Consider the following 13,530-nt stretch of genomic DNA (forward strand, 5'->3'; position numbering starts at 1 on the left):
CTTTCGCAGGGACGACACCTATCGTGTGGTCGAGATCGGAGCCAATGACTCACACCTCTTCCGCCACCACCATGTAGTTCACGTCCATGTCGGTCGAGACGGTCCATTTGTCGGCGAGCGGGTTGTAGACCACGCCGGCCTGTTCGGTGACGGTGAGGTTGACGTCGCCGAGATAGCGTTCGAGCTCGGCGGGGGTGACGAACTTGCTCCAGTCGTGGGTGCCGCGCGGCAGCCAGCGCAGGACGTATTCGGCGCCGACGATCGCCAGCGCAAAGCTCTTCCAGTTGCGGTTCAACGTCGAGACCACCATCAGCCCGCCGGGCTTGAGCATGACGGCGCAGCGCTTGATGAAGGCGCCGACGTCGTTGACGTGCTCGACCACCTCCATCGCCAGCACGATGTCGAAGCGCTCGCGCGCGTCCATATCCTCCACCGTGGTGCAGCGGTAATCGATCGACAGATGCCCCTTGTCGGCGTGCAGCTTTGCCGCGGCAATGTTGGTGGCGGACGGATCGATCCCGATCACCTGGGCGCCGAGCCGCGTGAACGGCTCGCACAACAGGCCGGCGCCGCAGCCGATGTCGAGCAGGCGAAGGCCGGACAGGCAGCTCAGGCTCTTGGCGTTGCGCTCGAACTTGCGGCAGGCGGCGTCGCGGATGTAGGTCAGGCGCAGCGGATTGATCTTGTGCAGCGGCGCCATCTTGCCGCGCGGATCCCACCATTCATCCGACAGTTTCGAGAACTTCGCGACCTCGGCCGGATCGACCGAACCGGAGGAGGCATTGGCGGAGGAACTGGCGGAGGAACTGGAAAGAGTTGTTTGCGGTGCCATGGTTGCGCGCGCCCCTATCGCGCGGTGATCGAATTGCGGAACGACAGCGGCGAGGCGATGGTCTTGATGGTCTCGATGCCCTCGCCGACACCGCGGATGGTGACGTCGCCGTAATTGAGCAGGCGTCCCGCGATGCTCTGGTTGACGTCGACGCTCTCGACCTTGTCGAGGCTCATCTCGAAGGTGCGCCGCTTGATGAAGCCGGTCTTGTGCACCACACGGAAATTGGTGACGTCGGTTTCCGTGGTCCAGCGATGGAACCAGGCCGCGCCGGTCCAGTACAGCGCCGCGACCGCGGCCACGGCGGCGGCCGTCAGGCAGGTCAGCACCAGGCCTTCGACCGTCGTCATCCGCGACAGGATCAGCAGCGCCAGCACCACGATCCAGCCCGCAATCGCCGGCAGATAGAACATCCAGTGCGCATTGGTGGAATACAGCACCTTCTCGCCGGGCTGCAGGATTTCGTCGATATAGCGTCCCATCCAATCCGCCTTCGAGTTACCCGCTAGTCACCCTTGCGCCACAGCCGGGCCGCAACCGCCAGAATCACCCCCGGGGGACCCCAGTAGACCCCTACCAACCGGCTTGCCCCCGAGCGCGGCGCTATGTATACGCGCCTTTCGGTCCCCGCGCTTGCGGTTTTCGGCGTGGGTTAACCTACTTATCCTCTTAAAGGAATAGACGCGTCGTCATGGGCCGCCTCGTGATGAAATTCGGCGGTACGTCCGTCGCCAATATCGATCGTATCCGCAACGTCGCCCAGCACGTGAAGCGCGAGGTCGACGCCGGCCACGAGGTCGCCGTCGTGGTCTCGGCGATGTCCGGCAAGACCAACGAGCTGGTGGCCTGGTGCACTGACGCCTCGCCGATGCACGACGCGCGCGAATACGACGCGGTGGTCGCCTCCGGCGAACAGGTCACCTCGGGCCTGCTCGCCATCGTGCTGCAGGGCATCGGCATCCAGGCGCGCTCCTGGCAGGGCTGGCAGATCCCGATCAAGACCTCGGACGCGCACGCCTCGGCGCGCATCCTCGAGATCGACGGCACCGAGATCATCACCCGCTTCAAGGAGCGCAAGGAAGTCGCCGTGATCGCCGGCTTCCAGGGCATCAATCCCGATACCGGCCGCATCACCACGCTCGGCCGCGGCGGTTCGGACACCTCGGCGGTGGCGATCGCAGCTGCGCTGAAGGCCGATCGCTGCGACATCTACACCGATGTCGACGGCGTCTACACCACCGACCCGCGCGTGGTGCCGAAGGCGCGCCGGCTCGACAAGATCGCGTTCGAGGACATGCTGGAGCTGGCCTCGCAGGGCGCCAAGGTGCTGCAGGTTCGCTCGGTGGAACTCGGCATGGTGCACAACATGCCGATCTTCGTGCGCTCCAGCTTCGACAAGCCTGAGGATATCGACCCGCACGCCAACCAGCCGCCGGGCACGCTGATCTGCAGCGAGGAGGAAATCATGGAAATGCACGTCGTCACCGGCATCGCCTTCTCGAAGGACGAAGCCCAGATTTCCGTGCGCCAGATCGAGGACAAGCCGGGCGTCGCCGCGGCGATCTTCGGGCCGCTCGCGGACGCCAATATCAATGTCGACATGATCGTGCAGAACGTGTCGGAGGACGGCAAGACCACCGACCTCACCTTCACCGTGCCGGCCACCGACTACAACCGCGCCAAGGACACCATTACCTCCGCCAAGGCCAAGATCGGTTACGCCCGGCTCGACACCGAGACCGACGTCGCCAAGGTGTCGGTGATCGGCAGCGGCATGCGCAGCCACGCCGGCGTCGCGGCGAAGGCGTTCAAGGCGCTGGCCGAGCGCAACATCAACATCCGCGCCATCACCACCTCCGAGATCAAGTTCTCGGTCCTGATCGACGCCGCCTACACCGAACTCGCGGTGCGCACGCTGCATACGCTGTACGGGCTGGATCAGGCGTAGGGTTAACGGCGGGCGGGCTCTCTCCCTGCCGTCATTCCCCGGTGCGCAATTGCGCACCTGCGGGCGCGCCACTTGGCACGAGCCCGCAATCCATTGAGCAGCAGGTTCAGTGGATGAATGGATTCCGGGCTCTCACTTCGCGAGCCCCGGAATGACGGGGTAGAGAGCACGGGATACCCTCCACGACCCCCGCCCCGGAGTTAGAATTTCTCTTAGCGGGCGCAGCATTGGGCTGACGCAGAAGTTATTTGCTACTGGCAGGCGTTTTGCTTGGCAAAGCGAGCCTCGATTGGCTATACGGCCAGTCAGGTAGGCTGTCGCAAACTGTGGCACAGTTTGATGATCCCGAATCGGCGGGAACTGGCGCGTGCGGCGACACCGAATGACTAAAATTGTTGTTTTTGACGAGTTTTGCGCCAGCGGCCGGCCGGCCCGGTGCGCCGGCCTCGTGGGGAGGGACTGAAGCATATGCGGAGCGCGTCGGGAGGCCCACGCATCCTGTTGAGACGGCTCCGCGAAACCATGGCGGAGCAAGTCTCCGCGCAGGAGCGCCTCGACAAGATCGTGGTGCTGATCGCGGCCAACATGGTGGCCGAGGTCTGCTCGACCTACGTGCTGCGCGTTGACAACACCCTCGAGCTCTACGCTACCGAAGGTCTGAACCGCGACGCCGTGCACCGCACCGTGCTGAGCGCGCATGAAGGCCTGGTCGGCCTCGTCGCCAGCGAGGCGACGCCGCTCAATCTGTCCGACGCGCAAAGCCATCCGGCCTTCGCCTACCGCCCGGAGACCGGCGAAGAGGCCTACCACTCGTTCCTCGGCGTGCCGATCCTGCGTGCCGGCAACACGCTCGGCGTGCTCGTGGTGCAGAACCGCGCCAAGCGCACCTATGTCGAGGAAGAGGTCGAGGCGCTGCAGACCACCGCCATGGTGCTGGCGGAGATGATCGCCTCCGGCGAGCTTGCCGCGCTGGCGCAGCCCGGCGCCGAGCCCGCCGCCCGGCACTCGCTGCACAAGACCGGCGCGGTGCTCTCCGACGGCATCGCGCTCGGCCATGTCGTGCTGCATGAGCCGCGCGTCGTCATCACCAACTACATCGCCGAGGACCTGCCGAAGGAGGTCAAGCGGCTCGACACCGCGCTCGCCAATCTGCGCGCCGACCTCGACCGCATGCTGGAGCGCGGCGACGTCGCCGACGGCGGCGAGCACCGCGAGGTGCTGGAAGCCTACCGCATGTTCGCCAACGACCAGGGCTGGTCGCACAAGCTGCACGAGGCGGTCGCCACCGGCCTCACCGCGGAAGCCGCCGTCGAACGCGTGCAGTCCGACACCCGCGCGCGCATGCTGCGCTCGACCGATCCTTACCTGCGCGACCGGCTGCACGACCTCGAGGATCTCGGTCATCGCCTGATGCGGCAACTGGTCGGCCAGGACCATGCGCCGTCGCGCGAGCAGCTGCCCGACAACGCCATCCTGATCGCCCGCGCGATGGGCCCCGCGGCGCTGCTCGACTATGACCGCAAGCGGCTGCGCGGCCTGGTGCTGGAGGAAGGCACCGCGAACTCCCACGTCTCGATCGTGGCGCGCGCGCTCGGCATTCCCGCGGTCGGCGAGGTGCCGAACGCGCCCGGCATCGCCGATCCCGGCGATGCCATCATCGTCGACGGCATCTCCGGCGAGATCTATGTCCGCCCCTCCACCGAGATCGAATCCGCCTATGCCGAGCGGGTCCGGTTCCGGGCGCGGCGGCAGGCGCAATATTCGGCGCTGCGCGACAAGGCCTGCGTGACCAGGGACGGCCAGCCGATCGAGCTTTTGATCAATGCCGGCCTGACCATCGACCTGCCGCATATCGACGACACCGGCAGCGCCGGCATCGGCCTGTTCCGCACCGAATTGCAGTTCATGGTGAGCCCGAACCTGCCGCGCTCGAGCGACCAGCTCGCGCTGTACCGCACCGTGCTCGATGCCGCGGGCTCAAAGCCCGTTACCTTCCGCACGCTCGACATCGGCGGCGACAAGGCGCTGCCGTATATGGAGACCGTGGTCGAGGAAAATCCCGCGCTCGGCTGGCGTGCGATCCGGCTCGGCCTCGACCGTCCCGGCCTGTTGCGCGGCCAGATCCGCGCGTTGCTGCGCGCCGGCGGCGGGCGCGCGCTGAAGATCATGTTCCCGATGATCTCCGACATCGCCGAGTTCGACCAGGCCAAGTCGATCGTCGAGCGCGAGCTGACCTATCTGCGCCAGCACGGCCATTCGCTGCCCGAGCGGATCGACATCGGCACCATGGTCGAGGTGCCGGCGCTGCTCTACCAGCTCGACGAGCTGCTGAAGAAGGTCGACTTCGTCTCGGTCGGCTCCAACGATTTGTTCCAGTTCCTGTTCGCGGTCGACCGCGGCAATGCCAAGGTCTCCGAGCGCTTCGACATCCTGTCGGCGCCGATCCTGCGCGCGCTGCGCGACATCGTGCGCAAGGCCAAGAGCGCGAAGAAGGCCGCCTCGCTGTGCGGCGAGATGGCCTCGAAGCCGATCGGCGCGCTGGCGCTGATCGCGCTCGGCTATCGCTCGCTGTCGCTGTCGGCGACCGCGCATGGCCCGGTCAAGGCGATGATCCTCGACCTCGACGCTGGGAAGGCCGAGGCGATGATCAATCCGCTGCTGGACGCGCCGGTCGGCAGCGTCTCGATCCGCGAGGCGCTGACGAAGTTTGCGGAAACCGAGGGGTTGGCCTTGTAGCGACGCTGCCGTCGCCGCTATCGCCCCTTTGCGCCCTTCGCGCCTTCAGCAAATTCGAGATACCGCCATGCTACCCGAAGCCAAACTCGACGTCCTGCTCGCCCATCACGCCTCGCTCGAGGCCGAGCTGCTCGGCGAGGTGAAGTCCGATCGCTATGTTGCGATCACCCGCGAGCTCGCCGAGCTCAATCCGCTGATCGACGCGGTGAAGCTCTATCGCTCTGCCCGCACTGAGCTCGCCGACACCGAGGCGATGCTGGCAGACGCGGGCACCGACGCCGAGATGCGCAGCATGGCGGAAGCCGAGCTCGAGACGCTGCAGGCGCGGATCGGCGAGCTCGAGCAGCAGATCCGGATCGCGCTGCTGCCGAAGGATGCGATGGACGATCGCAACGTGATGCTGGAAATCCGCGCCGGCACCGGCGGCGACGAGGCCTCGCTGTTCGCCGGCGACCTGTTCCGGATGTACGAGCGCTTCGCCGCCCTGCAGGGCTGGAAGGTCGAGGTGATCTCGGCGAGCGAGGGCACCGTCGGCGGCTACAAGGAAATCATCGCCGAGGTGCAGGGCCGCGGCGCCTTCGCCAAGCTGAAATTCGAATCCGGCGTCCACCGGGTGCAGCGCGTGCCCGACACCGAGACGCAGGGCCGCATTCACACCTCGGCTGCGACGGTCGCGGTGCTGCCAGAAGTCGAGGACGTCGACGTCGACATCAAGGACACCGATCTGAGGATCGAGACCATGCGCGCCGGCGGCGCCGGTGGTCAGCACGTCAACAAGACCGAGTCGGCGATCCGCATCACCCATCTGCCGACCGGCATCGTGGTGATGATGCAGGACAGCCGCTCGCAGCACAAAAACCGCGCATCGGCGATGAACATCCTGCGCTCGCGCATCTATGACGCCGAACGCCAGCGCGTCGAAGCCGCGCGCTCCGCCGACCGCAAGGAGAAGGTCGGCTCCGGCGACCGCTCCGAGCGCATCCGCACCTATAATTTCCCGCAAGGTCGCGTGACCGACCACCGCATCAATTTGACGCTCTACAAGCTGCCGCAGGTGATCGCAGGCGAGGCGCTCGGCGAACTGATCGATGCGCTGACCACCGAGCACCAGGCCGCGCAGCTCGCGGCACAGGGCGCGGCGGCCTAGAGCCTTTCCCGTTCCGATGAAATCGGAACGGGGCTCTAGGTTTTTGTCTTGACGCGTTTTCTTCACGCGAACCGGTATCCACTTCGCTCGAAAACGCTCTAACGCGCGACACCGCTTAGGGTTCGTCAGGCTGCGGTGAGGATCTCAGCAGGCGGCGCAAGGCCGGGCTCGCGGCGCGGCGCAGCTCCTCGATGTTCTTCTTCGAGATGGCCTGCAGCTTCTGCTCGCCCTTTGCCGTCAACTTGAGCTGAACCCGCCTGCCGTCCACGGGATCGGTGACCCGGCTGATCAGCCCGAGCTTGGCCATGCGATTCATCAGTTCGACGGCGGAGTGGTGCCGGATCAACAGGAAGCGGGCGATATCGCCGACGCTCGGAGGGCCGGGCTCGACGAAGCCCTTGATCCCGAGCAGCGCCTGATGCTGCTGCGGCGTCAGCCCGGCCTTGCGGGCCCCCTCCTCGCTGAACGCGAGAAACGTCCGCAGCTCGAAGCGAAACTGCGCTAGCGCCCGGTAGTCCACCGTCGCGGCCGCCGCCTTGCGTTTGGGGGCTGCGGCTGGCGTTCGTCGCTGCTTGGCCTGAGGCATTCCGTCGTCCCGTCGCTTGTTCGCTCCGCCGGACGGCAGAAGCCCATGCGACGCTAGCAAGCCCGCGCCGGCCGGACCATCCTACCGCCAGCCTTTGCACGCATGTTTTCAACGGTTTGACTGTCGCACCGCGCGGAGCGGCAGGATCACGGCTGCGGCCAGTGATCGTAGCTCGAGCTCAATATCTTCAAGAGCACGATCTGGAAGGCGACCGGAATCCGCGGGCTGCGGCGGCGGATCGACTTCTCCAGCGCCTCGGTGATCTCGCTCTTGGTGAGATGCCCGGCCGAGGCCCGTTCGACCAGGCCACCCCAGACTTCGGACAGTGACTTGCCGGTATGATGCGGCGCCGGGATCGAGATCCCGCGCGAGACGGCCCAATCGATGATCTCGCGCATGGTCTGCCGTCCGCAATTCCGCGCCGTCGCAAGGTGGCGAGCGGTGAGCAGGCGCAGCAGATCGTCCGGCGGCGTCCAGCCGACCTTCGGCGGCACGTCGTCGGTCAGCTCGACCGACAACTCCTTCAGGACGTTCATCGCGCGGATGCTCAGGCCGCCCGATGGCTCGGCGCCGCCTTCCGCGGTGACGGTGTGCTCCGCGTTATCGGCGCTGCGGCTTGAAGGCTCCTGGATCATCGCTCCCTCACTTACAGGACCCGCACCCGGGCGGTAAACCCTCGATACATCGCGGAACGACATTAATTCTATCGTAGGCCGATATGATTCGACGAAAGGTGACATTGACTAAATATCCCGGTGGGGAATTGTAGCCGTGACGGGCTGCTCCAACGCAGCCGGCGCATTCAGCCGCCGATCGATCCGATCGGGCGACCAATGAACATGCGCGCCAACAATCAATATAATCGGAGGATATCGAGCGATGAGCACCAAGGATTTTCGGCCGGGCAGCGCATTCAACGTCTCGCGTCGCAGCCTGCTGCAGGCCGGCGCCGGCCTGATCGGCGGCACCGTGTTGCCGGCCTCGATCGCATCGCGGGCATTCGCCGAGGACAAGCCGGCGATCGGGACCTTTCCCGCCGGCACGTCCGGCTCCTCCGCCTTCATCGGCATCTCGGTGCCGCGCACCGGCACCTACGCGGTGCAGGGCGAGGATGAACTGAAGGGCTACCAGCTCGCGATCGAGCACATCAACAGCGGCCACGAGCTGATCAAGAAGATCTCGCCGAAGACCAGCAAGGGCGTGCTCGGCAAGGAATTGAAGTTCGGCGTCGCCGATTCCGCGGCGAAGCCGAACGAGGCGGTGCAGGCGCAGCAGCGCTTCATCTCGGAGAACAAGGCGGTGATGATCACCGGCGGCACGTCGAGCGCGGTCGCGGTCGCGCTGAACAAGCTGGCGCAGCGCGAGAAGGTGATCTTCGTCTGCGGCATCTCCGGCTCCAACGACACCACCGGCAAGGATTGCGTGCGCTACGGCTTCCGCCAGAACTTCTTCGGCCAGACCGCGGCGGCGGCGATCGCGCCGGTGCTGATCAAGCAGTTCGGCAAGAACAAGAAGGCCGCCTACCTGACGCCCGACTACACCTACGGCCACACCGTGACCAAGTCGATGCAGGACTTCCTCGCCCAGGCGGGCTGGACCAGCGTCACCAACCAGGTCTCGCCGCTCGGCGCGCCGGATTACTCGTCATACCTGCTCAATGTCGCGAATTCCGGCGCCGACGTGCTGATCAACGTCAACTGGGGTCACGACGCCGTGCTGTCGACGCAGCAGGCCAAGCAGTTCGGCGTGCTCGACAAGATGAAGCTCGTGGTGCCCTACCAGGTGCCGTTCATCGCCCGCGAGACCGGCGGCCTGATGCAGGGCGTCTACGCCGCGACCGACTACTGGTGGACCATCGAGGACAAGTATCCGCTGGCCAAGATGTTCAACGAGAGCTTCGAGAAGAAGTTCGGCTACAAGCCCGAATGGGGCGCCGAGAACGCCTATGTGAGCTTCGCGCACTGGGCCCGCATGGTCGAGGAAGCAGGCAGCTTCTATCCGCCCGACGTCATCAAGGCCTATGAGAAGGGCGAGACCATCCCCTCGCTGGTCGGCGACGTGCATTACCGTCCCGAGGATCATCAGTGCGTCCGTCCCGTCATCATCGTCCGCGGCAAGATGGAAAAGGAGATGAAGAACAAGGAGGACTATTACGAGGTGGTCGAGATCGTCCCCGGCGACGGCCTCATGCAGAAGCCGGATGCGTTCGGCTGCCATCTCGGCGACTACACCTGATCGACGTGGGACGACTCGGCGCCGTGGGCGGGGCGACCCGATCCGCGGCGCCGCTTTGTGTCGGAACCTATCCTCCATTGACGGGGCCAACTGAACGCACGCCATGATCAACTGGCCAAATTTCGTCTCGCAACTTTTCAACGGGCTGGCGCTCGGCGCGCTGCTCGCGCTGATCAGCTCCGGACTGACGATCATCTACGGCACGCTCGGGGTGCTCAACCTCGCCCACGGCGCCATGTTCATGATCGGCGGCTACGCCGGATACGTGACCTATTCCTACACCGGCTCGTTCATTCTCGCGGTCATCGCGGGCTCGCTGTTCGTGATGGCGCTCGGGGTGGCGATGGAGCGAATCATCATCCGCCATTTCTATCATCGCCCGCATGAGGACCAGCTGCTGGTCACTTTCGGCCTCGGCATCTGCTTCGTCGAGATCGTGCGCCTGATCTTTACCAGCCAATCGCAGGTGGTGCCGCCGCCGGCGCTGCTGCAGGGCATCACCTCGCTCGGCTTCCTGTTCTACCCGACTTACCGGCTCGCCGTCGTCGGCATCGTCGCGGTCGCGCTCGGCGGATTGTTCCTGATACTCTATCGCACCCGGCTCGGCATGATCGTGCGCGCCGGCATCGAGGATTCGGTGATGGTCGATTCACTCGGCATCAACGTCTACCGCGTCTTCATGATCGTGTTCGGCATCGGCGCGATGGCCGCGGGCTTCGCCGGCATCATCAACGCGCCGGTGGTGTCGCTGACGCCCGGCGTCGGCGACGACATCCTGGTCGAGACCTTCGTGGTGGTGGTGATCGGCGGCGTCGGCTCGTTTCCCGGCGCGATCCTCGGCGGGCTGATCGCCGGCGAGATCATCAGCATCACCTCGATGTTCAACCCCGGCTACGCCTACGTCATGCTGTTCGCGGCGATGACGCTCGTGCTCGTGCTCCGACCGCATGGCCTGCTCGGCACGCAGGGCCGCGAATGACGACGGATCCCAAATGCTGAAGCAGCGCCCATACCTGATCGAATTCCTGACCGCCGCGGGCCTGATCCTCGCACCCTTCGTGCTGCCGTGGCTGGGCTTCGCGCCCAATACGGTGAACCGGATCCTGGTCTGGGGCCTGTTCGGCCTCGGCTTCGACATCCTGTTCGGTTTCACCGGCCTGCTGTCGTTCGGCCAGTCGGCGTTCTACGGCACCGGCGGCTTCGTCGCCGCCTATCTCTTGACCCGCGCCGGCTTCCCCAACGTCGTGCTCGCGCTCGTGATCGGCATGATCGCGGCGGCTGCCGCCGGCTATCTGATCGGCCTGATCGCGCTGCGCCGCACCGGCATCTACTTCGCGATGATCACGGTCGCGATCGCGGAGGTGTTCTTCTTCGTCGAGTTCAATCCGCTGTCGGACTTCACCGGCGGCGAGAACGGACTGCCGGGCGTGCCGACCCCGAGCTTCAATCTCGGCTTCACCACGCTGCACTTCACCACCGGCTGGTCGCTCTACCAGTTCCTGGCGCTGTGCTACTTCATCGGCGTCGTGATCGCGCTGCGCATCGTGCGCTCGCCGGTCGGAGCGGTGTTCAGCGCGATCCGCGACAACCCGCTGCGCGCGACCGCGGTCGGCCACAACATCCACGGCTACAAGCTGACCGCCTTCGTGATCGCCGCCGCCTATGCCGGCTTTGCTGGCGGCTTGCTCGGCGTGCTGCAGGCCTTCATGCCGCCCGACGCCTTCACCTTCGACACCTCGGGCCAGCTCGTGATGCAGACCGCGATCGGCGGCCGCGGCACGTTGTTCGGGCCGCTGGTCGGCGCTGCGGTGTGGCTGTCGTTGCAGGATTTCCTGCAGGCGGCGCTCGGGCTCGGCGCGGCCTGGAAGCTCGTGCTCGGCATCGTGTTCGTGCTGCTGGTGTGCTTCCTGCGCCGCGGCATCATCGGCGGGCTCGCCGACCTCTATGGTCTGCTGACCGGCCGGCGCAGCGCCCGGGAGCCGGACGAGAGCGCGCCGGAGGTGGTCGCCGTCGCAAGCACGCCGCACGCCGCGGCCGCTGCCGCTGCGCCGACGCCGGTGCGGCCGCGGCCCGAGGGCAGTCCTTCGGGTCCGATCCTCCAGGCCAAGGGCCTGACCAAGCGCTATGGCGGCCTGCTCGCCAACAGCGACATTGATTTCACGGTCAATCACGGCGAGCTGCGCGGCATCATCGGCCCCAACGGCGCCGGCAAGTCGACCTTCTTCAAGATGCTGACCTGCGAGGTGCACCCGACCTCGGGCACCATCGTGTTCGAGGGCCGCGACATCACCGGCATGAATGTCACCGACGTCTGCCAGCTCGGCCTGACTAAAAGCTACCAGGTCAACCAGCTGTTCACCGGCCTGACCGTGCGCGAGAACCTCGTGATCGCGGCGCTGTCCGGGCTGCGCGGCAAGTTCAAGCTCGACCTGTTCCGCAGCATCGACAGCATCCCCGGCCTGCCCGAGCGCGTGCAGCACACGCTCGAGTTGGTCAACCTCACCTCGCGGCCCGACACGCCGGTCTCCGAGCTCGCCTATGGCGAGAAGCGGCGGCTGGAGATCGGGCTGGCGCTCGCGACGTCGCCGAGCCTGTTGCTGCTCGACGAGCCGCTGGCCGGCATGAGCCCGCGCGAGCGCGTCGAGACCGTGAAGCTGCTGAAATCGATCAGCCAGGGCCGCACCATGATCATCATCGATCACGACATGGATGCTCTGTTCGAGCTCGCCGAGCGCGTCACCGTGCTGCAGGAAGGCCGCGTGCTGGTCGAGGGAACGCCGGAAGAGATCAAGAACAACTCGACCGTCCAGGAAGCCTATCTCGGCGGCGTGCATGGAGTGCTCGCCGCATGAGCCTGCTCGAAGTCAACGGACTGAACAGCTATTACGGGGATTCCCACATCCTGTTCGACGTCTCCTTGCGCGTCGAGCGCAACGAGGTGGTCGCACTGCTCGGCCGCAATGGCGCCGGCAAGAGCACGACGCTGAAGAGCCTGATGGGCGTCGTCACCCCGCGTCGCGGCTCGGTGAGGTTCGACGGCGTCGACATCGCCGGCAGGAAGAGCCACAAGATCGCGCAGGCCGGCATGCAGCTGGTCCACGAGGAGCGCCGCATCTTCGGCAGCCTGAGCGTCGAGGAGAACCTCGTGATCGCCGGCCTGACCGCCTCGCAGCGCTGGCCGCTGGGGCGCATCTACGAGATGTTTCCGCGGCTCCGCGAGCGGCGGAGCAATCGTGGCACCGACCTCTCGGGCGGCGAGCAGCAGATGCTGGCGATCGCACGCGCGCTGGTGCGCGATCCCAAGATCATCCTGCTCGACGAGCCGTTCGAGGGACTGGCACCGGTGATCGTGCGCGACCTGATGAAGGCGTGCCGCGATCTGGCCGAGGCCGGACAGACCATCGTGCTGGTGGAGCAGAACCTCGCCGCGACGCTCGCGCTGGCGCAGCGCATCTACATCATCAACAACGGACACATCGTCCATGAAGGGCCCGCCCAGGAGATCAAGGCGCAGCCCGAGGTGCTGCAGCGCTACCTCGGCGTCTAGTCCGCCAGCGCCGCGATCATGCGCCTGGCGTGATCGGCAAGCACATCCATCTCCGCCTTGACGGTCTGCGCCGGCAGCAGCGCGACACCGGCCTTCACCGGCATCACATGCATGTGCAGGTGAAACACCACCTGCCCGCTGGCAGGCTCGCTGAACTGCTGGATAATGATGCCATCAGCGGAGAACGCCTTCATCGCGGCGATGGCGACGCGCTTGGCCGACCGGGCCACCGCGGCAAGGTCGTCCTCCGCGATGTCGAGGATGCCGCGCGCGGGCGCCTTCGGAATCACCAGCGTATGCCCCGGCGACCGCGGCATGATGTCGAGAAAGGCATAGGTCCGGTCGGTTTCATGGACCTTGAAGCTCGGCACCTCGCCGCGGAGGATCTTGGCGAAGATGTTCTGGTCGTCATAGCCCGGCATGGTCGCGCATTCCGCATCGATATTCGAGGCTTCGACCGTGCGCGGCGGCGGCGACAGGCGCAAGCGATATCGACGCC

The 13,530-nt window shown here is 65.9% G+C and carries 12 protein-coding genes; 7 read left to right on the forward strand and 5 right to left on the reverse strand.

Annotated elements, in window-relative coordinates:
- Positions 1 to 49: 49 nt before the first annotated feature.
- Together ubiG and CK489_RS06470 are read right to left on the reverse strand one after the other, a co-directional pair.
- Positions 50 to 832: a bifunctional 2-polyprenyl-6-hydroxyphenol methylase/3-demethylubiquinol 3-O-methyltransferase UbiG gene (gene ubiG / locus CK489_RS06465; protein WP_095731681.1), complete on the reverse strand. Its 783-nt coding sequence runs from the start codon at positions 830 to 832 to the stop codon at positions 50 to 52.
- A 14-nt stretch (positions 833 to 846) separates the two neighbouring features.
- Positions 847 to 1,314 carry a PH domain-containing protein gene (locus tag CK489_RS06470; protein WP_050630709.1) on the reverse strand — a complete coding sequence of 156 codons (468 nt, stop codon included), beginning with the start codon at positions 1,312 to 1,314 and terminating at the stop codon, positions 847 to 849.
- A gap of 209 nt (positions 1,315 to 1,523) precedes the next feature.
- On the opposite strand from CK489_RS06470, the gene CK489_RS06475 reads away from it, so the two are divergent.
- The 3 genes from CK489_RS06475 to prfA all read left to right on the forward strand — a co-directional run bounded on the left by CK489_RS06475 (position 1,524) and on the right by prfA (position 6,663).
- Positions 1,524 to 2,780 carry an aspartate kinase gene (locus CK489_RS06475; protein WP_050630710.1) on the forward strand — a complete coding sequence of 419 codons (1,257 nt, stop codon included), beginning with the start codon at positions 1,524 to 1,526 and terminating at the stop codon, positions 2,778 to 2,780.
- A gap of 468 nt (positions 2,781 to 3,248) precedes the next feature.
- Positions 3,249 to 5,516: a phosphoenolpyruvate--protein phosphotransferase gene (ptsP, locus tag CK489_RS06480; RefSeq protein ID WP_095731682.1), complete on the forward strand. Its 2,268-nt coding sequence runs from the start codon at positions 3,249 to 3,251 to the stop codon at positions 5,514 to 5,516.
- Positions 5,517 to 5,583: 67 nt separating this feature from the next.
- Complete coding sequence (prfA, locus tag CK489_RS06485) at positions 5,584 to 6,663, forward strand: peptide chain release factor 1 (RefSeq protein WP_050630712.1); 1,080 nt, start codon at positions 5,584 to 5,586, stop codon at positions 6,661 to 6,663.
- Positions 6,664 to 6,778: 115 nt separating this feature from the next.
- Here the strand turns inward: prfA and CK489_RS06495 are convergent, their stop codons facing one another.
- Both CK489_RS06495 and CK489_RS06500 read right to left on the reverse strand, forming a co-directional pair.
- Positions 6,779 to 7,249: a MarR family winged helix-turn-helix transcriptional regulator gene (locus CK489_RS06495; protein WP_050630713.1), complete on the reverse strand. Its 471-nt coding sequence runs from the start codon at positions 7,247 to 7,249 to the stop codon at positions 6,779 to 6,781.
- A gap of 146 nt (positions 7,250 to 7,395) precedes the next feature.
- Positions 7,396 to 7,884, reverse strand: coding sequence for a hypothetical protein (locus tag CK489_RS06500; protein WP_095731683.1), 489 nt, complete (start codon positions 7,882 to 7,884; stop codon positions 7,396 to 7,398).
- 244 nt (positions 7,885 to 8,128) lie between these two features.
- Here CK489_RS06500 and CK489_RS06505 point away from each other — a divergent pair, with 244 nt between their 5' ends.
- The 4 genes from CK489_RS06505 to CK489_RS06520 all read left to right on the forward strand — a co-directional run bounded on the left by CK489_RS06505 (position 8,129) and on the right by CK489_RS06520 (position 13,031).
- Positions 8,129 to 9,484: a substrate-binding protein gene (locus tag CK489_RS06505; RefSeq protein WP_095731684.1), complete on the forward strand. Its 1,356-nt coding sequence runs from the start codon at positions 8,129 to 8,131 to the stop codon at positions 9,482 to 9,484.
- 103 nt (positions 9,485 to 9,587) lie between these two features.
- Positions 9,588 to 10,463: a branched-chain amino acid ABC transporter permease gene (locus tag CK489_RS06510; RefSeq protein ID WP_050630714.1), complete on the forward strand. Its 876-nt coding sequence runs from the start codon at positions 9,588 to 9,590 to the stop codon at positions 10,461 to 10,463.
- Positions 10,464 to 10,476: 13 nt separating this feature from the next.
- On the forward strand, positions 10,477 to 12,336 hold the full coding sequence (locus CK489_RS06515) for a branched-chain amino acid ABC transporter ATP-binding protein/permease (RefSeq protein ID WP_050630735.1): 1,860 nt from the start codon (positions 10,477 to 10,479) through the stop codon (positions 12,334 to 12,336).
- Positions 12,333 to 13,031: an ABC transporter ATP-binding protein gene (locus tag CK489_RS06520; RefSeq protein WP_095731685.1), complete on the forward strand. Its 699-nt coding sequence runs from the start codon at positions 12,333 to 12,335 to the stop codon at positions 13,029 to 13,031. The genes CK489_RS06515 and CK489_RS06520 overlap by 4 nt, the downstream gene beginning before the upstream one ends.
- Here CK489_RS06520 and CK489_RS06525 read toward each other — a convergent pair.
- The gene (locus CK489_RS06525; RefSeq protein ID WP_095731937.1) at positions 13,028 to 13,453 is read right to left on the reverse strand and encodes an HIT family protein; all 426 of its coding nucleotides are present in this window, start codon (positions 13,451 to 13,453) and stop codon (positions 13,028 to 13,030) included. The genes CK489_RS06520 and CK489_RS06525 overlap by 4 nt on opposite strands.
- Positions 13,454 to 13,530: the final 77 nt, after the last annotated feature.

The sequence above is a fragment of the Bradyrhizobium sp. UFLA03-84 genome, assembly GCF_002289535.1.
In the GTDB taxonomy this organism is placed as follows: Bacteria; Pseudomonadota; Alphaproteobacteria; order Rhizobiales; family Xanthobacteraceae; genus Bradyrhizobium; species Bradyrhizobium viridifuturi.